Consider the following 21258-nt stretch of genomic DNA (forward strand, 5'->3'; position numbering starts at 1 on the left):
CCTTTTTTTGAACCCTCTCCGTCTTTTATGACCTGCCATGCTGCGGCATTGTTCAGCGCAGGTAAAGCAGGACTTCGCACATGCTTGGCAATGATCGTGCTCGTGCTCGTGCTTTTCACATTCAGTGCCGCACGCTTCACAAATATCGGCGCAAAGTACGCAAATTTCTTTCATGAACGGGCTGTCCGTTTGCGTGGCTTTGACCGCCAGCGCACAAATATCCGCGCATTCCCTATCGAGCCGGATACAGCCGCTGAGATCGTGATGCACGCTTTCTTCCAGGCATCTTGTAAAACAATGGTTACAAGCCTCAATACAAGCTTCTGAATATTGCTCCATAACTGATTCCCCCTGTGTGGCAGTGTATGGTTTTATGTTACCCGGCTGCTTTTGAAAAAACAGGTGAGTGTGTTTTTTTGTGTGAGGGGTATATTAACGTTCCATCAGATAGTATAGAAACCAGACAGCGTGATTTTGTTCGTCCCGTGCGGCGCGCGTAAAGATGCCTTTCGCTTTTAAGTTTGAAGTTTCCTCGGCTGCACGTAAGTAAAAGTCGACAGTTTCTTGTTCATCTTTAAAAGCTGCGTCAAGCCCTCTCGTGAAAGTGTCTGGGCATTCCTCCGTCTGTTTCGGCATGATGTGTTTGCCGGTAATGGCACCGTACAGTGTGGAAAGTTCACGGAGGTGGCGCATTTCGTCACGCCTGATTTCTTCAATCTGTTTTCTGACTTCATCGCGGTAGGTAAGTTCGGCAAGTTTGCGATAGCATTGAATCGCGCTGAATTCTGCGTTAATGGCCTTTTTCAAATTCCGAATCAAAACAGGATCTTCCCGGTATGGCACTGGATAGGGATAGTAGCTGTAATGCAAAAGGGTTTCAACTCCATTCTTGGGAATTGGGCTTCTGTAGAAGTATATGTAGGGCAGGAAGACATGTGCGGAGAAATTCAGCTTTTTATATGCGAAAAGGCCGTTTTTACCAATAGATCAGATTGGTCATTTTCGTCAACATTCGATAAAATATATAGAGATAAAAAGAGAGGGGTCTTCTAATTGGGAGCAGAGTTTTTAGTAGGCAGGTCCGGGAGTGGAAAAACGAAGCTGATCATCGACAGCATTCAGGATGAACTGCGCCGGGCTCCATTCGGGAAACCGATCATTTTTCTAGTCCCGGATCAAATGACGTTTTTAATGGAATACGAGCTTGCTAAAACGCCTGATATGGGCGGAATGATACGTGCTCAAGTGTTCAGCTTTTCACGATTGGCCTGGCGCGTCCTCCAGCATACGGGAGGAATGAGCAGGCCGTTTCTTACGAGCACAGGCGTACAGATGCTCCTTCGGAAGCTCATTGAGGAGCATAAACAGGAGTTTAAAGTCTATCAAAAAGCAAGTGATAAAAGCGGGTTTACCGCACAGGTTGAACGGATGCTGGCAGAGTTTAAGCGTTATTGTTTGGAACCGGAAGATATCTGCCGGATGGCGGAAAGCGGAACGGCTTCCGAGTATCGCGGAGAACGTGTTTTATCTGAAAAGCTTCATGATTTATCGATTCTGTATCAGCAAATGGAAAAAAGCCTTGCAGATCAATATCTTCACTCTGAGGATTATTTGACATTGCTGGCAGAGCATATTCCGCTGTCGGAGGATGTAAAAGGCGCGCATATCTATGTGGACGGCTTTTACCAGTTTACACCTCAGGAATTCAGGGTGTTGGAGCAGCTTATGGTTCATGCAGAGCATATCACGTTTTCGCTGACAGCGGACAAGCCGTCATATGAGCGGGAGCCGCATGAACTGGAATTGTTCAGAATGACGGGAAAAACCTATTACCGCCTGCATCAGAAGGCCAAGGAACTGAATCTGGATATTACCTATAAAGAGCTAAACGGAACTGAGCGGCATATGCAGACGCCAGAACTGGCGCATCTAGAGGCGCAGTATGAAGCGCGTCCGGCTATCCCGTACGCAGAAAAACAAGAGGCCTTTACTGTAATGCAGGCCACAAACAGACGAGCTGAGCTGGAAGGCATTGCCCGGGAAATCCACACTCTTGTCAGAGAGAAGGGCTATCGCTATAAGGATGTAGCGATTCTTGCGCGCCAGCCGGAAGATTACAAGGATATGGTGAAGGAAGTTTTCGCAGATTACGAGATTCCTTATTTCATTGATGGAAAAGCTTCTATGCTGAACCATCCGTTAATCGAATTTATCAGGTCGAGCATTGATGTTCTGAAAGGGAATTGGCGTTATGAAGCAGTGTTTCGCTGTGTGAAAACCGAACTGCTATTCCCGCTTAACGAGCCGAAGACTAAGGTGAGAGAACAGGTCGATCAGCTTGAAAATTACTGTATCGCCTACGGTATCAAAGGCGATCGCTGGACAAAGGGCGACCGTTTCCATTACAGACGTTTTGTGTCATTGGATGATGATTTTGCGCAAACCGATCAGGAAATCGAAATGGAAAACATGCTGAATGACACACGCGACTGGATTGTTCCGCCGCTTTTTCAGCTCCAGAAAAGAATGAAGAAAGCAAAGACGGTTCAGGAGAAGGCGGAGGCGCTCTACCGCTATCTAGAAGAGACGGATGTGCCGCTGAAGCTGGATCAGGAAAGACAGCGTGCTGAGGAAGACGGCAGAATCATTGAAGCACAGCAGCATCAGCAGGCGTGGGATGCGGTCATTCAGCTGCTTGAGGAGTTTGTTGAAATGATGGGGGATGATGAGATTTCTCTTGATTTGTTTCAGCAAATGATGGAAGCCGGCGCGGAGTCGCTTACATTTTCTTTAATTCCGCCTGCCCTAGACCAAGTGTTTGTCGGCAATATGGATTTATCCAGAATGTATGGCACCTCGTGCACCTTTGTGCTGGGGGCAAACGACGGCGTTCTGCCGGCACGCCCTGATGAAAACGGAGTGTTGTCGGACGATGACCGGGAATGGCTGAAAACGATTGGGGTTGAGCTTTCCTCAGGCGGGCGGGAGCGTCTGCTTGATGAGCATTTCCTCATCTATATGGCGTTTTCCAGTCCGTCTGACCGGCTTTACGTATCGTATCCGATTGCCGATGCGGAAGGAAAAACGCTTTTGCCGTCGATTGTCGTTAAGCGGCTGGAAGAACTGTTTCCGCAGCATAAGGAGCGTCTGTTGACAAGTGAACCTGAACAGGTCAGCGATGAGGAACAGGTTATGTATGTCGTCAATAAAAGCGTGGCACAGTCCTTTACCGCGAGCCAGCTCAGATTATGGACTAGGGAATACGACATCAGCGACGTCTGGTGGAGCACGTACAATGTGCTGATGAGTGATCCGGACAGACTGCAATCGAAAAAGCTGTTCTCAAGCCTGTTTTTCCGGAATGAAGTAAAGCAGCTTGAACGCAGCGTATCGAGACAGCTCTATGGTGAACGCATTCAGGGCAGTGTATCGAGAATGGAAACCTTTAATGCGTGCCCGTTCTCCCATTTTGCATCGCACGGGCTCAATCTGAAGGAACGGCAATTTTTCAAGCTCGAAGCACCGGATATCGGCCAGCTGTTTCATTCCAGCTTAAAGCTGATTTCAGACCGGCTGCGCGAGCAAAAAATGGATTGGCGCGATTTAACGAAAGAGCAGTGCGAGCTGTTTTCCTATGATGCAGTAGAGCGGCTGGCACCGAAACTGCAAAAGGAGATTTTGCTCAGCTCAAACCGGCATTATTATGTGAAGGAAAAACTGCAAAAAATTGTGACACGCGTGTCCGGCATTTTAAGCGAGCATGCGAAAGCGAGCGGATTTGTGCCAATCGGGCTTGAACTGGGCTTTGGAGGAAAAGGGCCGCTTCCGCCGCTGACCTTTAAGCTGAAAAACGGCTGCACGATGGAACTCGTCGGGCGAATTGACCGTGTTGATAAAGCGGAAAGCTCAAAAGGCCTGCTCCTAAGGATTGTCGATTATAAATCAAGCGACAAAGGCCTTGACTTAGCGGAAGTATATTACGGGCTGGCGCTTCAAATGCTGACGTACCTTGATTTATCGATTACTCATTCAGCAGACTGGCTTGGCATGAGAGCGACACCGGCCGGAGTGCTGTATTTCCATATTCATGACCCAATGATTCAATCTAATCTCCCGCTTGGGCTTGACGAGATTGAACAGGAGATCTTTAAGAAATTTAAAATGAAGGGCCTGCTTCTCGGCGATCAGGAAGCTGTTCGCCTCATGGATACAACCCTTCAAGAGGGACGATCAAATATCATCAACGCGGGCTTGAAAAAAGACGGCTCTCTCAGATCAGACTCAGCGGCAGTCGGCGAAAAGGAATTTGAATTGTTGACGAAGCATGTGCGCCGAACCTTCCAAGAAGCCGGCGAACAAATCACCGACGGACGCGTATCGATTGAGCCGTATAAAATGAAGAACAAGACGCCATGCACATACTGTGCGTTCAAATCAGTATGTCAATTTGATGAATCATTAGAAGAGAACGAGTATCGCTCGCTAAAGGCTGAAAAGGACAAGACGATACTTGAGTGGATAAAAAAGGAGGCGGATGGCAATGAACATTCCTAAACCGGCAGACAGCACATGGACAGATGACCAATGGAATGCCATTGTTTCAACCGGCCAGGATATTCTCGTGGCAGCGGCGGCGGGCTCGGGTAAAACCGCTGTTCTCGTTGAACGAATGATACGGAAAATCACCGCAGAAGAAAACCCGATTGATGTAGACCGCCTTCTCGTTGTGACATTTACAAACGCCTCAGCGGCAGAGATGAAACACCGGATAGCAGATGCCTTGGAAAAAGAGCTTGTAAAACGCCCTGGCTCGCTGCATATCAGACGCCAGCTGTCTCTTTTAAACCGGGCCAGCATTTCGACACTCCATTCCTTTTGCCTGCAAGTGCTGAAGAAATATTACTACTTGATCGATCTTGATCCGGGCTTTCGGATTGCTGATCAGACAGAAGGCGAGCTGCTTGGGGATGAGGTGTTGGACGAGCTGTTTGAAGACGAATACGCAAAGGGAGAAAAGGCATTTTTTGAGCTTGTTGACCGCTATACGACAGACCGGCACGATCTGGACCTGCAATTTCTCGTCAAACAAGTGTACGAGTATTCCCGTTCAAACCCAAACCCGGAGGCATGGCTGGAAAGCTTTGTTCATTTATATGATGTATCGGAAAAGAGTGCCATCGAGGAGCTTCCGTTTTATCAATATGTCAAAGAGGATATTGCAATGGTGCTTAACGGAGCGAAGGAGAATCTGCAGCGCGCGCTGGAGCTGACAAAAGCGCCGGGCGGCCCCGCCCCGCGCGCTGACACCTTTCTTGATGATCTTGCGCAGATTGATGAACTGATTCAGTATCAGGACGATTTCAATGAACTATATAGGCGTGTGCCTGCAGTCTCTTTTAAGCGCGCGAAAGCAGTAAAAGGGGACGAGTTTGATCCTGCGCTCCTTGAAGAAGCGACGGATTTGAGAAACGGTGCAAAAAAACTGCTTGAAAAGCTTAAATCCGATTACTTCACGAGAAGTCCTGAACAGCATTTGAAAAGCTTGGCCGATATGAAGCCTGTCATTGAAACGCTCGTACAGCTTGTTATCAGCTACGGAAAACGGTTCGAAGCCGCGAAACAGGAAAAATCAATCATTGATTTTTCTGATTTGGAGCATTACTGTTTATCCATTTTGACAGCTGAGAATGACAAAGGTGAACGTGAGCCGAGCGAGGCGGCAAGATTTTATCAGGAACAGTTTCATGAGGTGCTCGTTGACGAATATCAGGATACCAATTTAGTGCAGGAATCGATCCTGCAGCTCGTCACAAGCGGGCCGGAGGAGACCGGTAACCTGTTTATGGTAGGAGATGTCAAACAGTCGATTTATCGATTCAGGCTTGCGGAGCCGCTTCTTTTCCTCTCCAAATACAAACGGTTTACAGAGAGCGGAGAAGGCACGGGTCGGAAAATCGACTTGAATAAGAATTTCCGAAGCCGGGCTGATATTTTAGATAGCACAAACTTTCTATTTAAACAGCTGATGGGCGGCAAAATCGGTGAGGTCGATTATGACGAGCAGGCTGAGCTGAAGCTTGGTGCGGCGTATCCGGATAATGATGAGACGGAAACGGAGCTGCTGCTGATCGACAACACAGAAGAGACGGATGCAGGCGAGGAAGCAGAAGAGCTGGAAACGGTGCAGTTCGAGGCGAAAGCGATCGCCAAGGAAATTCGCAAGCTGATTTCATCGCCATTTAAGGTGTATGACGGAAAAACGAAAACACACCGCAATATTCAATACCGCGATATCGTGATTTTGCTACGCTCCATGCCGTGGGCGCCGCAAATCATGGAGGAGCTGAGAGCACAGGGCATACCGGTTTACGCCAATTTAACGTCAGGTTATTTTGAAGCGGTCGAAGTCGCCGTTGCGCTTTCCGTGCTGAAAGTGATCGATAACCCGTATCAGGATATACCGCTTGCCTCTGTTCTGCGCTCACCGATTGTCGGGGCAGATGAAAACGAGCTGTCTTTGATCCGGCTTGAAAATACAAAAGCGCCGTACTATGAAGCGATGAAAGACTACTTGGCTGCTGGCGACCGGAACGATGAGCTTTATCAGAAGCTGCAAACATTCTACGGCCATCTGCAAAAATGGCGCGCGTTTTCGAAAAACCACTCTGTATCTGAGCTGATTTGGGAAGTGTACCGAGACACGAAATATATGGATTATGTCGGCGGGATGCCGGGCGGAAAACAGCGCCAGGCCAATTTGCGTGTTCTCTATGACCGGGCGCGCCAATATGAATCGACGGCATTTCGCGGACTGTTCCGTTTCCTGCGGTTTATCGAACGCATGCAGGAGCGGGGCGATGATCTTGGAACGGCGAGAGCGCTCAGCGAGCAGGAGGATGTTGTCCGCTTAATGACGATCCACAGCAGCAAGGGGCTCGAATTTCCCGTCGTGTTTGCAGCAGGTCTCGGCCGGAATTTCAACATGATGGACTTGAACAAATCGTACCTGCTGGACAAGGAGCTTGGATTTGGTTCGAAGTATATTCATCCGCAATTGCGCATCAGTTACCCGACGCTTCCGCTCATTGCGATGAAGAAAAAAATGCGCAGGGAGCTGCTGTCAGAGGAATTGCGTGTTCTCTATGTTGCATTAACGAGAGCGAAAGAAAAACTGTTTCTGATTGGTTCGTGCAAGGATCATCAGAAACAGCTCGCAAAATGGCAGGCATCCGCGTCCCAAACTGACTGGCTTCTTCCGGAATTTGACCGCTATCAGGCGAAAACCTATTTAGATTTCATTGGGCCGGCTCTTGCCAGACACAGAGATATGGAGGTTTTGGCTGAAAACGGTGCAGCAGCGCATGCTGATATATCAGGACATCCGGCTCGTTTTGCCGTTCGAATGATTCATTCCTATGATTTGCTGGATGATGATTTGGAAGAAAGAATGGAAGAAAAAAGCGAGCGCTTAGAAGCGATCCGCAAAGGTGAACCAGTTCCTGGCTCGTTTGCATTTGATGAAATAGCCCGCGAGCAGCTGAACTGGACATATCCGCATTACGAGGTCACACAAATTCGTACAAAGCAGTCGGTTTCTGAGATCAAGAGAAAAAGAGAGTACGAGGATGAATACAGCGGCCAGGCCCCCGTTAAACCTGCTGAAGGAAGCATTCTGTACAGGCGGCCCGCTTTTATGATGAAAAAAGGCCTGACAGCAGCGGAGAAAGGGACGGCCATGCATACGGTTATGCAGCATATCCCGCTGACACATGTACCGACGATAGAAGAAGCGGAGCAGACGGTTCAAAAGCTTTATGAAAAAGAACTGCTCACTGAAGAACAAAAAGCCGCTATTGATATAGAAGAAATCGTGCATTTTTTCCATACAGAAATCGGCGGACAGCTGATCGGTGCTAAATGGAAGGATCGGGAAGTGCCATTCAGTTTAGCGCTTCCGGCCAAGGAGATCTATCCAGATGCACAGGAGGCGGATGAACCGCTTTTAGTGCAGGGAATCATAGATTGTCTCTATGAAACTGAGGACGGCTTATATCTCTTGGACTATAAATCAGACCGGATTGAGGGCAAATTCCGGCACGGCTTTGAAGGAGCGGCCCCTATCTTGAAGAAACGATATGAAACGCAAATTCAGCTGTACACGAAGGCAGTTGAGCAAATTGCAAAAACAAAGGTAAAGGGATGTGCGCTTTATTTCTTTGACGGAGGGCACATTCTGACATTATAGCGAGATCCGTAAGCTCCGGGATTTCAGACGGAGCGGATCTCGTTTTCTATACAAAAGAGAGGTGATAGCATTTGCGGATTTTACATACGGCTGACTGGCATCTTGGAAAAACGCTAGAAGGAAGAAGCAGGCTGAGTGAACAGGCCGATGTGCTTGATGAACTGAATACGATTGTAAAGGAAGAGCAGGTCGATGCCATTGTAATGGCGGGAGACGCGTTTGACACCGTGAACCCGCCGGCTTTAGCCGAGCAGCTGTTTTATGAAAGCCTGTCTGCGCTTAGCGACAGAGGGAAGCGCCCGATTGTTGTCATTGCCGGAAACCATGATAATCCTGACCGTTTGTCCGCCGCTTCACCGCTGACACATGAAAGCGGCATTTATTTAATCGGCTATCCAACAACAGAACCGCTCCATATTGAAGTGCCTTCAGCAGGGGAGCTTTTGGCGGTCGGAGCGCTGGCGTACCCATCTGAAGCGCGGTTAAATGAAGTGCTTTCCGATACATTTGATGAAAAGCTGCTTCGCGATCATTATGATGTGAAAATCAGACAGGCGTTTGAGCATTTGACAAGCCGGTTCCGCAAAGATGCAGTGAAGATTGCCGCCAGCCATATTTATGTCGCAGGCGGAAACCAAACGGATTCAGAGCGGCCGATTGAAGTCGGCGGCGCTTATACGGTGGCTGCTGAAAGCCTGCCGGCGGATGCCGCTTATGTGGCGCTCGGCCATTTGCATCGTCCGCAAACGATCAAGCGGGCGCGGACGCTTGCACGTTATTCGGGATCTCCGCTCGCCTACAGTTTTTCTGAAGCGGGCTATGCCAAATCAGTGACGATCGTAGACGCTAAGCCGGGGGAAGAGGCCTCCTGGCGTGAGGTGTTATTATCAAGCGGCAAGCCACTTGTGAAGTGGAAAGCCGCAAATGGCTTAAGCGAGGTGTACAGCTGGCTGGATGAAGGCAGGGATCAGAATGCCTGGATTGACCTTGAAATCCGTGTCTCGGACCAGCTGTCACTTGAAGAAATTCACAGGTTGCGAAAGGCGCACCCGGGCTTTATCCATATCAGGCCGGTTTTTGAAGAACAGAACAAAGAACGGGAACGGATCGAGGTTAAGCATGTGTCGATCGAGGACCGCTTTAAGAAATTTTATGAAAAACAAACTGGCGGCGCGGTGCCGGATGAAGAAATGGTGAAGCTGTTTTTAGAGCTTGCATCAGGCGTTGAAGAGGAGGATGCGAAATGAAGCCGATCGCCTTAAGCATTAAGGGGCTCCACAGCTTTAGAGAGGAGCAGACGATAGATTTTGAAGGCCTTTCCGGTGCCGGTGTTTTCGGCATTTTCGGCCCGACAGGAAGCGGTAAATCCTCTATTCTCGACGCAATGACGCTTGCTTTATACGGAAAGGTGGAGCGGGCGGCGAATAATACGCACGGGATCTTAAACCATGCGGAAGATACGCTGTCTGTTTCCTTTACCTTTGCGCTTCAGACGGATCATCAAATCTCTTACAAAGTCGAGCGCGTGTTTAAGAGAACGGATGAAATGAAGGTAAAAACGGCACTTTGCCGCTTTATCGAAATCAAGGACGAACATACGGTGCTGGCTGATAAAGCCAGTGAAGTGAATAAAAGAGTGGAGGAGCTCTTGGGGCTGACGATCGACGACTTTACGAGAGCGGTGGTCCTGCCGCAAGGGAAATTTGCTGAATTTCTGTCTTTAAAAGGGGCGGAGCGCAGGCATATGCTTCAGCGTTTGTTTAATTTGGAGCAGTACGGAGACCGGCTTGTCAAAAAGCTGAGACGGCAGGCGCAGGAAGCCAATGCGAGAAAAAATGAAATGCTTGCTGAACAGTCAGGTCTCGGAGAGGCGAGCTCAGAAGCAGTTGAGCAGGCGGAAAAGGCTCTCGAACAAGCAGAAGCACGGCTGGAAGAGATGAGGAAGAATCGTGATCAGGCAAAAGAGCGGTTTACAGAGCACCAAGAGATTTGGAATGTCCAAAAGGAAAAAGCCGCTTATGAAGAAGAGAAAAAACGTCTCGAAGAGGAACAGCCGCACGTAGACAGAATGCAAACGCGCATGCTGGAAGCAGAAACAGCCGCTGCTCTGAAGCCCTATGCGGACCGGTACGCAGAAGCGATCCAGCATGAGGAGAAAGCTGCAAAGGAACAAATGCTTGCCCAAAAGGATTTAGCAGACCGGACTGCTTTCTTTCAACAAAAACATGAAGAGTATGAAGCGTGGCGCCAGCATAAAAGCGAGAAAGAGCCTGAACTTTTAACTAAGCAGGAACAGCTTTCCCGCTTGCAGGAGATCGAAATCAAACTGAGTGAGGCCAATCAAGAGGAAGAGCGCAAAAAGGCTGAACTCCAGCAGAAAGAAGAGGCCCTTCAATCTGTCATGAATGAATTGGAGACTGTCACAGACCGTCTGACACGAGGGTCAAACAGACAGACGGAATTGAAGCAACAGCTCAAATCCCTGCAGGTGACTTCCGATGAGCGAAAAAGCTGCCAGCAGGCCGCAGAAATGGCATTGCGCATCAGACAGACTGAGGAGCAAATCACGAAAGAGAAAAAACGTAGTGACGCATTGAACCTCGTGCTGCAGAAGATGAATGAGGAGAAGAGTACACTCGTTCAAAAGACGGAAGCGGAAAAAAGCAACATTATTCAGGCATATGAGGCTGTACAAACTGTATACCATATGGTGTGCGAGACGGAACGTTCATTAACACGTTTGACTGAGCAGGCTAAAAAGAGACAGCAAACGCTTCACTCGCAGCGTGAAAAAGCAAGGGTGGCACTGCTGACAAAAGAGTTAGCTGAAAAGCTGACCGCCGGAAAGCCTTGCCCAGTCTGCGGTTCAACCCATCATGATCCGTCTGCCTCAGTACATGAAACATATGAGCTCGACAGCAATCTTGAAGAGAACATCAAACAGACGGATATGTTATTGACGGAAGCGGCAGCTCTCAGTCAGGAGATTCTATCAGCCAAAATCACGCTTGAAGAACAATCCGCGCGCTTTATCGAACAGTGTCCGTTTTTGCAAACGATTCAAGCACCGAGCCTTGAAGTGGCAGCTTCTTACGATAATCAGCCGGTGCATGAGGCATTCGATACTGCCAAAATTGAATGGAAACGGATCAAACAGGATATTCTTTCTGCTAAAACAAGGATGGCACAAATGATCAGCGCCTATCAGGAGTCTATAAAAAAGGCCGATCAGCTTAATGAAAAAATCGGTTTTGAAAAAAGAGAGGCTGACCGGATTGAAAGCATCATCGTCGAGCTTCAGTCCTCGATGGAAAGCCGTTTGAAAATGTTTAAAGAAGCGTTTCAGGATCAGTCTGTGAATGAAGCGGAAAAATGGCAGCAAGCCATTGAAGAAAAGGACCGGGCTGCAGAAGAATGCGAAAAACGGATTGAGCGCAGCATTGCGTTTCTTACTGAGCATGAAGCACAAAAGGAAAAGCTGCGGGAATCGGGACACCAGCTTGAACGGGAAAAGCTGGAGCTTCATTATGCGGCTGAACGCATCAAGAGTGTGATAGCTGATTATGAGCACGAACTCGGAGATTACGCAAAAGGAAATTCGATACACATCAAACTCCGCTCTGTCCAGCAGGATCTAAAGCTGTTAAAGGAAAAAGAGCAATCTCTATATGAAGAACTGCAAAGCGCCCAAACCATGCTCAATCAGGCAAAAAGCCGCGCTTCAGCAAGCGAGTTCACCCTTCAAGAGGCGAAGGACAGATTGGAGAAAGCGGAAGCTGCTTGGCTTGAGTATGCGAAAAGCACCCGCTTTACCCGGACTGAAGAGGTGGAGCAAAGTCTCATCCCGGCCGATGAGCTTGAAAAGATGAAAACCGTCATAGACCAGTTTGTGGATAAACTGAAGCAAAATGCTGCAAACTTAAAACGAGTTGCAGAGATACTTGCCGGCAGAGCCTTATCAGAGAGTGAATGGAGCGAAACCGTTACGGCATTACAAGAAGCTGAGGACGCATTTGGCGCTGCTATAGAGGAAAAAGGCGCAGCAGCGAAAGCGCTGGCCGTCATTCGCGACCATCATAAACGGTTTAACGAAATTGAAGCTGAACTGAAGATATGGCAGACGCATATCGACAGGATGGACAAGCTGCAAGCTGTGTTTAAAGGCAATACCTTCGTTGAATTTTTAGCTGAAGAGCAGCTTGAAAGCGTTGCGCGGGACGCCTCGGCAAGACTTGGCATGCTGACGAGACAACGCTATGCCATCGAAGTGGATTCAGAAGGCGGATTCGTGATGCGGGATGACGCGAATGGAGGCGTCAAACGCCCGGTATCCAGCTTGTCTGGGGGAGAGACCTTCCTCACCTCGCTTTCTCTTGCTCTTGCGCTGTCTGCGCAGATCCAGCTTCGCGGGGAATACCCGCTCCAGTTCTTTTTCTTAGATGAAGGATTCGGCACCTTGGATCAAGATCTGCTTGATACGGTTGTAACAGCCTTGGAAAAACTGCAGTCAGACAATCTGTCTGTCGGTGTCATCAGCCATGTGCAGGAACTGCGGGCGCGGCTTCCGAAAAAGCTGATCGTCCATCCGGCAGAACCGAGCGGCCGCGGTACACGGGTATCACTTGAGTTGATGTAAGGGAGGAGCGGATATGGCAAAACAGACTGCCGGAATATGTGAACTGTGCGGCCGGAGCAATGTCCAGCTGACAGAGCACCACCTCACACCGAAAGAGGAAGGCGGAACGTTTCTTCCGACAGCGATGCTCTGTATTCCTTGCCATAAACAGATTCATGCTTTATATACCAATCAAGAGCTTGCCGTTCGCTTAAACGGAATAGATGAACTCCGAAGCGATCCGCAGCTTGCACGGTTTGTCAAATGGATCAGAAAACAGCCGCCTGAGAAACTGACCAAAACAAAGAAATCAAATGAACGAAAAAAGAAAAAATGACTAAAAAGCAGCCCTCTCCTTGCAGAGCGGCTGCTTTTATCCGTTTCCAACCATATCCTGATCGCTGACATCGGGGTCTATATAATTTGTCGCGTTGATTGCATTGTTTAATAGAAGGAAATCTCCCGTGTTTCCTGCTCCCGAACCGAGCGCAGATTTTGAAGAGCTTTTCGGAGAAAGGTAAAAGGAATCACCAAAGTTTACGACTCCGCCCGATATGGAATTGATAGCTATAGGCCCGACAATTGCTGGCATAAACGACACCCTTTATCGAAGTCTCTGTTTATTATATGCTCTTGTCGGGCGATTGTGAGCGCGGAGACTGAATCTGCCTGATATGTTTGATTCTCGCGTCGCCTCGGACAAGTGAAGATGCTCCCGCATGAAAAACAGAAGAAGATGAGACCCCTTGAATTTTGATGCTGCGGACATGAATAATCGGCACCTCGTGGCAAAACGCGCTGTGTACACCTGTTTCGGGAATCGGCTTCACTGCCTGCTGCTGAAAGATCGGGTACTCCTTTCTGTTAAATGAGCCTTCATTACTGTAAAACACAGCCAGCGAGCGCTGAACAGCTAATACTTTTACACTCATATCGATTTCGTTTGTATCGCCAACTTGAAACACACTTGCTATTCCAAGAGAGTTGAATTTAATCAGTCTGATACGGGATATACGCTTAAACATTATTCGACGGCAGCGGAGCAAACGGCCCGATAATAAGAGATTCAGGCGGTGTATCGAAAATAGAAGACAGATAGATGGATTCAGTGTCTCCGATGTGAAAAACAGAGGAGCTGGACACACCGTTCATCCGGATATCCCCGACTTCCAGGTTGCGATTGATGACTGTAAAGATCACGCTTGCTCATCTCCTTTCATTTCGGTAGGGATATGTTCCAGAAAATGTTCTACTGCACGGATTACGTCCCGCTTCACATGCTCAGCGATATGTTCCGCATATTGTGCAGGCGGAGTATTTTCTTCTTTTTTGATATGGGACATATAATAGTGAATCCGGCTATCCATTTGTTTTCTGATGTCTTCAATGACGTGATGCCTGTTTGTATCGTCAAGCCTGCTGTTATATTGGTTTTCAAGCTGCTCCAAAACATCTGGGATTTCCTCGGTTAAGTACATATCGACATTCTGGCGGATCTGCTGCATGAGCTGGGCGCTCTCTTCCTGCTGCAACATCCCGATTTCAGGTGCCGTTTGGCTGACTTCAAAATTTTGGACGCTGTTCGGGTCTGTCGGATTTAAGCCGATATTCAAAGTCCCGTCAAGCCTTTCGATTTTCAGCTGATCAAATTTATACTCCACACGCTCAATGGTAGTGGCCGGCCGCTGTTTCATCGTATTCATTTCAGTTTGAATCTCTTTCAGCTGCCGTTCGAGCTGCTGAACATGAAGCGCCTGCTGCTGAACAAAAGAATTCAAATTTTGCAAGTAAGAGGAAACAGATTGATCATACATGTTCTTTCACCTCTTTCAGAAGATTAACGGCCAGGAGGCTGGAGGGGAACCAATGGACCTGTACCGGGCTCCTGTAATTCGATTGGCTGCCCCAAGGCGGTTACCTCTGGCGCGGCTTCGACATAGCTGCCCGTATTATACAAGTTTGACAGAGACTTGATTGACCCGGCGCTTCCGATTTGCAGAATGGAGGAGTTGCTGATTGATTCCAGCCGGAGATAGTTAATTTGAATAGTTTGATTAATATAAAAGTTCATGAAGCACACCCCTTCTACGCATTCCCTACGATCGGCTGATCAACTGCATCGTTGTCATACACTTTGGTCGCGTTTTGGTAATTCATCACCTTGAGGCTGTCGCCGGTATTAAAGCTGCCCGCACCGGCAAACGTTCTGACCTCGGCCTGAGGTGAAATCGTTATACAATCCCCGATGTGAATGACTCCGCTCGTACCAATCGCATTAATTTTAAACGCTCCGACAATGGCCGGCATACGAGCACATCCTTTGTTGAAAAATTGAAAAAAGGAAGGTAAAGTAAAAATATAATTTGATTGTAATTGGGCTATTCACGATAGCTTATGACAAACGCACATATGTGTGAGAGAAATTTAAAGGGGACATATCGGCTTTGAATGGAAGCGGTCTCATTTTTCGGCCGTCATGTTTAAACATTTTAAAAGCGGGTATTGTATACAGCGGAAATGCGGCGATGGGTGCCGCTATCCGCCTGCGTGATTTTTGTTTCAGTTTCTTTGGTGTTTTTGCGTGTAGAAATGCTTTTTGGAGTAAGTCGTGCTGCGGTATCCGATTTTTGGGCGGGCACATTCTCGCCCTGAGGTATATCCCAGAAGTGCTGAGCAAAAAGCGGAGTTACATGTGGTGTATTCAAATTGTTATAGATAATGATTTACATACGGGAATTTTCAGGATATCCCCAAAAAATCATTTCTTCTTTAATTCGGGTGTTCAGCAGGCTATCTAGCTTTTGGCTGCATTGAATCGTTTCCTTTGAATTCATGCCGTATTTTTGTGCTGTTTCAATTAGTATGATTCTCATTTCTTCAATTTTACTGTTCATTACGCTATCTCCAATTCTAGAATTTATTTTGATAAACATAGGATATCGTTAGTATAACCTATTTTCACTGAAAAGGTTGCCTTTCGTCAATTTGACTAAAAAAGCGACAATTTTTGCTTCGGTCTTTTTTAATAGAAGAAAGGACTATAGTCTAGCTAAGTGTATTTGCAAAAAGTCCTGCCGTTCCTCAATTTCTCTAAGTATGTTTGTTTGCTCCTTTTCGAATTGCAAGGGGCTTTTTTTTATGAAAGGATCATCATCAGCTTTTTGACAAATGTCAAGATGCCATTCGCTGATGAAAGGAGACAATCGTTCAATGGTAAACGACCGGTTCAGCACGTTTTGCATTAACGTGTGATATTGAGACCGGAAGGCGGGAATGGAAAGAAGCCTTGACGAAAGCGTCCGTCCGTTTGTCAGCAAAGGATCTTCGTCAGACTTTCCGTGTGCGGCAAGCGATCTGGTCTCTAGCGGGGAAACGTGAAGTTGGCCGGATTCGTTTAAACAAAATGTGTAATAAAAGCCTTGATTGGTGCAGGCGCTGCCGATCAGCCACAAAAAAAACAGTTTGACATCCAGATACATTTTGATTCGTTCAGCCAATTCATCATCTCCGGCTGTGCGGATCAGGGTAAGAAATTCATGTAAGAACGCGGAAGAGTCATTTTTAAAAACAGACAGCGGAACCCTTGGGTCGGCAGTCTTCACTCGGTAACTTGTTCTATCGGCTAGCTGATCGTTCTTGATGTTCAAATAAATGCCTTCTGGCTCGCCATTGATGGTCAGAAAGCTGTACGAGGCAGCGGGAGCAGGAACACCGATCTGGTTAAAAAAACAATAAGCGAGCCTGCGCCGCATCAGGGATGGATCATCCAGTTCCGCATTCAAAAAAAGTGTGCTTTCACCAAGCAGGGACTTTTCCCAGCTGATTTCATAGGATGCCTTTTCCGCCTTATCACGCTGTGTGAGAAGAATGGGAGAAACTGATCTGTTTGTCACTAGAAGCCCTTTGGCAGTACCTTTACGATTCAGCTGCTGCCGATGAAAAAATAAATGTACGCTCTCCATATTCTTTCCTCCTCCTCAAAACGACATTTGTATGATATGTGCAGGAAGCTCGTCCTGAAACGAAATGAAAACAGATATGAGAAAAAGGGATTTCAGCATTCGACAGAGAATACATGAAGGAGCATTCTGATTTAAAAGATGATGGAGGAATAACATGAAATTTGCGACAGGGGAACTTTACAACCGAATGTTTGTCGGCCTGATCATTGATGATGAGAAAATTATGGATTTGCAAAAGGCTGAAAAAAAACTGTTTGAACTTGAGACGATTCCGGGATCGCTGATTGAATGTATCGCAGAAGGGGATAAATTTGTTGCGCATGCAAGGCAGCTGGCAGAGTGGGCAAAGAAACCGAATGATGAGCTGGGGTCATTTATGTATTCATTATCTGAGGTGAAGCTCCATGCACCCATTCCTAAGCCGTCAAAAAATATCATCTGCATCGGCAAAAACTACAGGGATCACGCGATTGAAATGGGAAGCGAGGCTGATATTCCTGAGCATCCGATGGTATTTACCAAATCACCGGTAACGGTTACAGGCCAGGGTGATATCGTAAACAGCCACGAAGAGGTCACCTCTCAGCTTGATTATGAAGGAGAACTTGCTGTCGTCATTGGAAAAAGCGGCACCCGCATATCAAAAAAAGACGCATATGACCATATTTTCGGATATACGATTGTGAATGATATCACGGCGCGTGATCTGCAAAAAAGGCATAAGCAGTTTTTTATCGGAAAAAGCCTGGATACAACATGTCCGATGGGGCCTGTCCTTGTACATAAATCATCGATTCAGGAGCCTGAGCGCCTCAAGGTCGAAACAAGAGTCAACGGCGAGCTCCGCCAATCCGGTTCGACGAGCGATATGATCTTTTCCATTCCGGAATTAATTGAAACCCTCTCAAAGGGGATGACGCTTGAAGCGGGAGACATCATTGCCACCGGTACGCCATCGGGTGTCGGAAAGGGTTTTACTCCGCCAATATTCTTGCGGTCAGGTGACAAAATCGACATTACGATTGACCCGATCGGAACGCTGTCAAACCAAATCGGCTGAACCAAACAGGAGGGCGGACACGGACCCGCCCGTTTTTTCTGAGATTCATCTTTGTGACAGAGGATAAGTTCATGGTACTATAAGTGGGGTAATTTATCTGATAGGGGGAACCTGTATGACACATCTACATATTACGACATGGGTGGTAGCGCTGATTCTGCTTTTCGTCAGCTACTCGCTGTATTCGTCAGGAAGTGCGAAGGGCGCAAAAATCACTCATATGATTCTGCGGTTATTCTATATCCTTATTATTTTGACAGGAGCTGAGCTGTTTGTCCGTTTCGCCAACTGGAACGGAGAATACGGCGGGAAAATGATTCTTGGCATTATCACCATCGGCCTAATGGAAATGCTTCTCATCCGCAAGAAAAAAGAAAAATCAACCGGAGGCCTATGGATCGGCTTCATCATTGTCCTCGTGCTGACAGTGCTGCTCGGTCTGCATTTGCCAATCGGTTTTCAATTGTTTTAATAGAAAGAGCATGAACCCGGCCCTAAGATGGAGTCGGGTTTTTGGGTATTTCCTCCCTTATATTCCAAATCATTTAAAATAACCTTAAAATTCCCTGTAAGCGGTATCTCGTCCTATGAAATTATGATACCTTCAAGAAGATTCATTATTTTACAGGAGGGATATCATGAAACGCAGAAAATTTAGCTCGTTTGTGGCGGCAGTGCTCATTTTTGCACTGATCTTCAGCCTATTTTCTCCGGGAACCAAAGCGGCAGCGGCCGGTGCGATCGATCAGGCAGCGGCTCTGGAAAACGGCAAAGAACAGACAGGCACCATGAAGGAACCGGAACAGGTAAAATGGTACAAAGTGACCCCGGGAAAAACGGATATTCAGAAAAACTCACATATGGCACTGACCGTAAAGAGTGATTCAGTACTGAATGTATCTGTATATCCAAGTAAGGAAAAAGCGCTTAAAGATGAAACGTTTGAGATGTACCGTTCTTACACGGCGGAGGATGGAAAAAGTGAAATCATTTTTCCATACGCGTGGAGCGGCCCTTACTATGTAAAAGTTGAATACCTCGGAGAAGAAGAACCAGAGGACGGCGGAACGGCAGAAGCAGCTGCGGAAGCCAAGTATTCGATTGGGTATAAAGGCACCAAAAAGCAGCCGTCAGATTTAGAACAAGAAGAAGCTTGTCCGGTTGAAATGAGTGTCGATCAGAAGAAATCAGGTAAAGGCATCCTGGATAAGTTGAGAGCGATTCGTGATGAGCAGCTGAGCCAAACAGCAGAAGGCAAAGAACTGACAAGCCTTTACTACAAAGCGGCGCCGTTTATCGTGGCAAAGCTAGCACTCAATAAAACAGCGAGAAATGAAATCTATCAGGATCTTGTGACATTAAAGCCACTGTTTGATGATGTATCAGAAAACGGAGCGTCTTCTTCATATAAGATTACTGAAAAGGATCAAAAATCGATCAATCGGCTTTACGAGAAAGCTTTACAATCAGTCCCGTCTTTCCTTAAAGAGGAGATAAAGAAACAGGCGGAACAATTAAATATCAAGCAGCTGCAAGGCAAAACAGCAGGAGCAATTTTAACAGAAAATAAGATTGCGGCAAAAAGCGAAGTTCAGACTACAAAGGTCATTTTCAAGGTGAAAAACAACAAAAGCCTCTCTTCCGTACATAATGAAATGAAGGGCTTTTCTGCAAGTGCGCAATCGAAAAAAGACATTTCCAATGTGAAAAAGGCAAAGAAACTGTTTGACAATCTGTATTCATTTGAGCTTCCAAAAGACGAGAAACAGAACGGCACATATACGGCAAGCGCAAAACGGGTCAAAAGCGCTGCTGCGACATTATCCAAGATGTCTAACGTAGAGTTTGCGGAACCTGTGCAGGAATACAAAAGCCTGTCAAACGATATTCAATACCCTTACCAATGGCCGCTTAAAAATAACGGTGAAAACGGCGGTGCCAAAAACGCGGATGTGAAATACGAGCCTGCCAGCACATTGCTGTCTAAACGCAAGCTGAATGATACATTGATTGCAGTAGTAGACACTGGTGTGGACAGCACGCTTGCTGATTTAAAAGGAAAAGTAAGAACCGATCTCGGTCGTAATTTTGTCGGGCGGAATAATAACGCAATGGATGATCAGGGGCATGGGACACACGTCGCCGGCATTATTGCCGCCCAAAGCGATAACGGCTATTCTATGACTGGTTTGAATGCCAAAGCGAAAATTATCCCGGTAAAAGTGCTTGATTCCACAGGCTACGGAGATACTGAACAAATTGCCCTCGGCATCAAATATGCTGCTGACAAAGGAGCAAAGGTGATTAATTTAAGTTTAGGCGGAGGCTACAGCCGCGTGCTTGAATTTGCTTTGAAATACGCTGCTGACAAAAATGTCCTGATTGCCGCAGCCAGCGGAAATGACGGAGCCAATTCCTTATCTTATCCCGCTTCTTCTAAATATGCGATGTCAGTCGGAGCAACGAACCGCATGGATATGACCGCTGATTTCTCTAACTATGGAAAAGGTTTGGACATCTCTGCTCCAGGATCTGATATCCCGAGCTTAGTGCCGAACGGAAATGTCACGTACATGAGCGGAACATCTATGGCGACGCCGTATGCTGCCGCTGCTGCAGGATTGCTGTTTGCTCAAAACCCTAAGCTGAAAAGAACAGAAGCAGAGGATATTCTGAAAAAGACGGCAGATGATATTTCGTTTGAAAGCGTCGATGGCGAAGAAGAAGAATTGTATGATGATTATGGCGACCCGATTGACATTCCGAAGACACCTGGAATAGACTGGCATTCAGGCCACGGACGGCTGAATGTCATGAAGGCTGTCAGCGCAGTTGATCTACAGCTCAAAGTCAACAAGCTGGAAAGCACGCAAACAGCCGTCAGAGGAAGCGCGAAGGAAGGCACACTTATCGAAGTGATGAACGGCAAGAAAAAACTCGGCAGCGCCAAAGCCGGAAAAGACAATGCGTTCAAGGTCAACATCCCGACTCAAAAACAAGATCAAGTCCTGTATGTCAAAGCGACAAAAGGCGATGCGAAAACCTCGTATAAAGTTGTCGTCGTCAAAGGAAAACCTTCCGGCACACCGAAAGTAAACGCAGTGAAAACGAAAGATACGGCAGTGAAAGGAAAGGCGAACAGCAAGGCAATGATCAGAGTGAAAAACAAATCAAAGAAAGTCATTGCTTCTGCCAAAGCTGACGCGAAAGGAACGTTCACGGTGAAAATTAAAAAACAAAAAGCCGGAACGGTACTGTACGTCACGGCTGCCGATACAGACAAAAAAGAAAGCAAGGATGTAAAAGTTGTTGTTGAAAAGTAATCAAAAAGCGGTGCTCCCTGCACCGCTCAGCGTGTCGACAAACCCTCGCATTC

At 47.1% G+C, this 21258-nt stretch carries 17 protein-coding genes and 1 pseudogene; 8 read left to right on the forward strand and 10 right to left on the reverse strand.

Annotated elements, in window-relative coordinates:
• Window positions 1–33: 33 nt before the first annotated feature.
• Window positions 34–339: pseudogene (locus tag M0696_RS05900) on the reverse strand (four-helix bundle copper-binding protein); the annotation flags it as partial.
• A 93-nt stretch (window positions 340–432) separates the two neighbouring features.
• The gene (locus M0696_RS05905; protein ID WP_222142561.1) at window positions 433–870 is read right to left on the reverse strand and encodes a ferritin family protein; all 438 of its coding nucleotides are present in this window, start codon (window positions 868–870) and stop codon (window positions 433–435) included.
• A 183-nt stretch (window positions 871–1053) separates the two neighbouring features.
• On the opposite strand from M0696_RS05905, the gene addB reads away from it, so the two are divergent.
• From addB to hlpB, 5 genes are all read left to right on the forward strand, one after another.
• Window positions 1054–4554 (forward strand): helicase-exonuclease AddAB subunit AddB, encoded by a 3501-nt coding sequence (addB, locus tag M0696_RS05910; protein WP_222142562.1) that lies wholly within the window; start codon window positions 1054–1056, stop codon window positions 4552–4554.
• Window positions 4541–8245, forward strand: a complete 3705-nt coding sequence (gene addA, locus M0696_RS05915; RefSeq protein ID WP_248602592.1) for a helicase-exonuclease AddAB subunit AddA — start codon at window positions 4541–4543, stop codon at window positions 8243–8245. Before addB ends, addA begins: the two co-directional genes overlap by 14 nt.
• 71 nt (window positions 8246–8316) lie before the next feature.
• Window positions 8317–9492 (forward strand): exonuclease subunit SbcD, encoded by a 1176-nt coding sequence (sbcD, locus tag M0696_RS05920; RefSeq protein ID WP_166853692.1) that lies wholly within the window; start codon window positions 8317–8319, stop codon window positions 9490–9492.
• Window positions 9489–12881, forward strand: a complete 3393-nt coding sequence (gene sbcC, locus M0696_RS05925) for an exonuclease subunit SbcC (protein ID WP_248602593.1) — start codon at window positions 9489–9491, stop codon at window positions 12879–12881. Before sbcD ends, sbcC begins: the two co-directional genes overlap by 4 nt.
• 13 nt (window positions 12882–12894) lie before the next feature.
• The gene (gene hlpB, locus M0696_RS05930; protein ID WP_166853690.1) at window positions 12895–13197 is read left to right on the forward strand and encodes an HNH nuclease-like protein HlpB; all 303 of its coding nucleotides are present in this window, start codon (window positions 12895–12897) and stop codon (window positions 13195–13197) included.
• A 36-nt stretch (window positions 13198–13233) separates the two neighbouring features.
• On the opposite strand, the gene M0696_RS05935 is transcribed toward hlpB, so the two are convergent.
• The 8 genes from M0696_RS05935 to M0696_RS05970 form a co-directional block, all read right to left on the reverse strand.
• The gene (locus tag M0696_RS05935; protein ID WP_003239412.1) at window positions 13234–13452 is read right to left on the reverse strand and encodes a spore germination protein; all 219 of its coding nucleotides are present in this window, start codon (window positions 13450–13452) and stop codon (window positions 13234–13236) included.
• A 31-nt stretch (window positions 13453–13483) separates the two neighbouring features.
• Window positions 13484–13885, reverse strand: a complete 402-nt coding sequence (locus M0696_RS05940; RefSeq protein ID WP_166853689.1) for a spore germination protein GerPE — start codon at window positions 13883–13885, stop codon at window positions 13484–13486.
• Complete coding sequence (gene gerPD, locus M0696_RS05945; protein ID WP_166853688.1) at window positions 13878–14060, reverse strand: spore germination protein GerPD; 183 nt, start codon at window positions 14058–14060, stop codon at window positions 13878–13880. Before gerPD ends, M0696_RS05940 begins: the two co-directional genes overlap by 8 nt.
• On the reverse strand, window positions 14057–14674 hold the full coding sequence (gene gerPC / locus M0696_RS05950) for a spore germination protein GerPC (RefSeq protein WP_166853687.1): 618 nt from the start codon (window positions 14672–14674) through the stop codon (window positions 14057–14059). Before gerPC ends, gerPD begins: the two co-directional genes overlap by 4 nt.
• Window positions 14675–14697: 23 nt before the next feature.
• Window positions 14698–14931 (reverse strand): spore germination protein GerPB, encoded by a 234-nt coding sequence (locus M0696_RS05955; RefSeq protein ID WP_166853686.1) that lies wholly within the window; start codon window positions 14929–14931, stop codon window positions 14698–14700.
• A gap of 14 nt (window positions 14932–14945) precedes the next feature.
• A complete protein-coding gene (locus M0696_RS05960; protein ID WP_166853685.1) occupies window positions 14946–15167 on the reverse strand; it encodes a spore germination protein in 222 nt (73 codons plus the stop codon).
• 416 nt (window positions 15168–15583) lie between these two features.
• Window positions 15584–15754: an aspartyl-phosphate phosphatase Spo0E family protein gene (locus tag M0696_RS05965; protein WP_166853684.1), complete on the reverse strand. Its 171-nt coding sequence runs from the start codon at window positions 15752–15754 to the stop codon at window positions 15584–15586.
• Between the two features lie 144 nt (window positions 15755–15898).
• Complete coding sequence (locus tag M0696_RS05970) at window positions 15899–16822, reverse strand: CotH kinase family protein (protein WP_166853683.1); 924 nt, start codon at window positions 16820–16822, stop codon at window positions 15899–15901.
• A gap of 154 nt (window positions 16823–16976) precedes the next feature.
• Between M0696_RS05970 and M0696_RS05975 the strand changes: the two genes are divergently transcribed.
• The 3 genes from M0696_RS05975 (at window position 16977) to wprA (ending at window position 21205) form a co-directional block, all read left to right on the forward strand.
• On the forward strand, window positions 16977–17882 hold the full coding sequence (locus tag M0696_RS05975) for a fumarylacetoacetate hydrolase family protein (RefSeq protein ID WP_222142565.1): 906 nt from the start codon (window positions 16977–16979) through the stop codon (window positions 17880–17882).
• Window positions 17883–17997: 115 nt separating this feature from the next.
• Window positions 17998–18354: a YisL family protein gene (locus M0696_RS05980; protein WP_166853681.1), complete on the forward strand. Its 357-nt coding sequence runs from the start codon at window positions 17998–18000 to the stop codon at window positions 18352–18354.
• 166 nt (window positions 18355–18520) lie between these two features.
• The gene (gene wprA / locus M0696_RS05985) at window positions 18521–21205 is read left to right on the forward strand and encodes a cell wall-associated protease WprA (RefSeq protein ID WP_222142566.1); all 2685 of its coding nucleotides are present in this window, start codon (window positions 18521–18523) and stop codon (window positions 21203–21205) included.
• Window positions 21206–21258 lie beyond the last annotated feature (53 nt).

Source organism: Bacillus rugosus, from assembly GCF_023238245.1.
GTDB classification, from domain to species: Bacteria; Bacillota; Bacilli; order Bacillales; family Bacillaceae; genus Bacillus; species Bacillus rugosus.

Excerpts from the sequence above, each read along its gene's own strand:
- hlpB (WP_166853690.1), top strand. The coding sequence starts at position 12,895 with ATGGCAAAACAGACTGCCGGAATATGTGAACTGTGCGGCCGGAGCAAT.
- M0696_RS05970 (WP_166853683.1), bottom strand. The coding sequence starts at position 16,822 with ATGGAGAGCGTACATTTATTTTTTCATCGGCAGCAGCTGAATCGTAAA.
- M0696_RS05960 (WP_166853685.1), bottom strand. The coding sequence starts at position 15,167 with ATGCCGGCCATTGTCGGAGCGTTTAAAATTAATGCGATTGGTACGAGC.
- wprA (WP_222142566.1), top strand. The coding sequence starts at position 18,521 with ATGAAACGCAGAAAATTTAGCTCGTTTGTGGCGGCAGTGCTCATTTTT.
- gerPC (WP_166853687.1), bottom strand. The coding sequence starts at position 14,674 with ATGTATGATCAATCTGTTTCCTCTTACTTGCAAAATTTGAATTCTTTT.
- M0696_RS05975 (WP_222142565.1), top strand. The coding sequence starts at position 16,977 with ATGAAATTTGCGACAGGGGAACTTTACAACCGAATGTTTGTCGGCCTG.
- M0696_RS05965 (WP_166853684.1), bottom strand. The coding sequence starts at position 15,754 with ATGAACAGTAAAATTGAAGAAATGAGAATCATACTAATTGAAACAGCA.
- sbcC (WP_248602593.1), top strand. The coding sequence starts at position 9,489 with ATGAAGCCGATCGCCTTAAGCATTAAGGGGCTCCACAGCTTTAGAGAG.
- addA (WP_248602592.1), top strand. The coding sequence starts at position 4,541 with ATGAACATTCCTAAACCGGCAGACAGCACATGGACAGATGACCAATGG.
- M0696_RS05980 (WP_166853681.1), top strand. The coding sequence starts at position 17,998 with ATGACACATCTACATATTACGACATGGGTGGTAGCGCTGATTCTGCTT.
- M0696_RS05935 (WP_003239412.1), bottom strand. The coding sequence starts at position 13,452 with ATGCCAGCAATTGTCGGGCCTATAGCTATCAATTCCATATCGGGCGGA.
- M0696_RS05955 (WP_166853686.1), bottom strand. The coding sequence starts at position 14,931 with ATGAACTTTTATATTAATCAAACTATTCAAATTAACTATCTCCGGCTG.
- M0696_RS05940 (WP_166853689.1), bottom strand. The coding sequence starts at position 13,885 with ATGTTTAAGCGTATATCCCGTATCAGACTGATTAAATTCAACTCTCTT.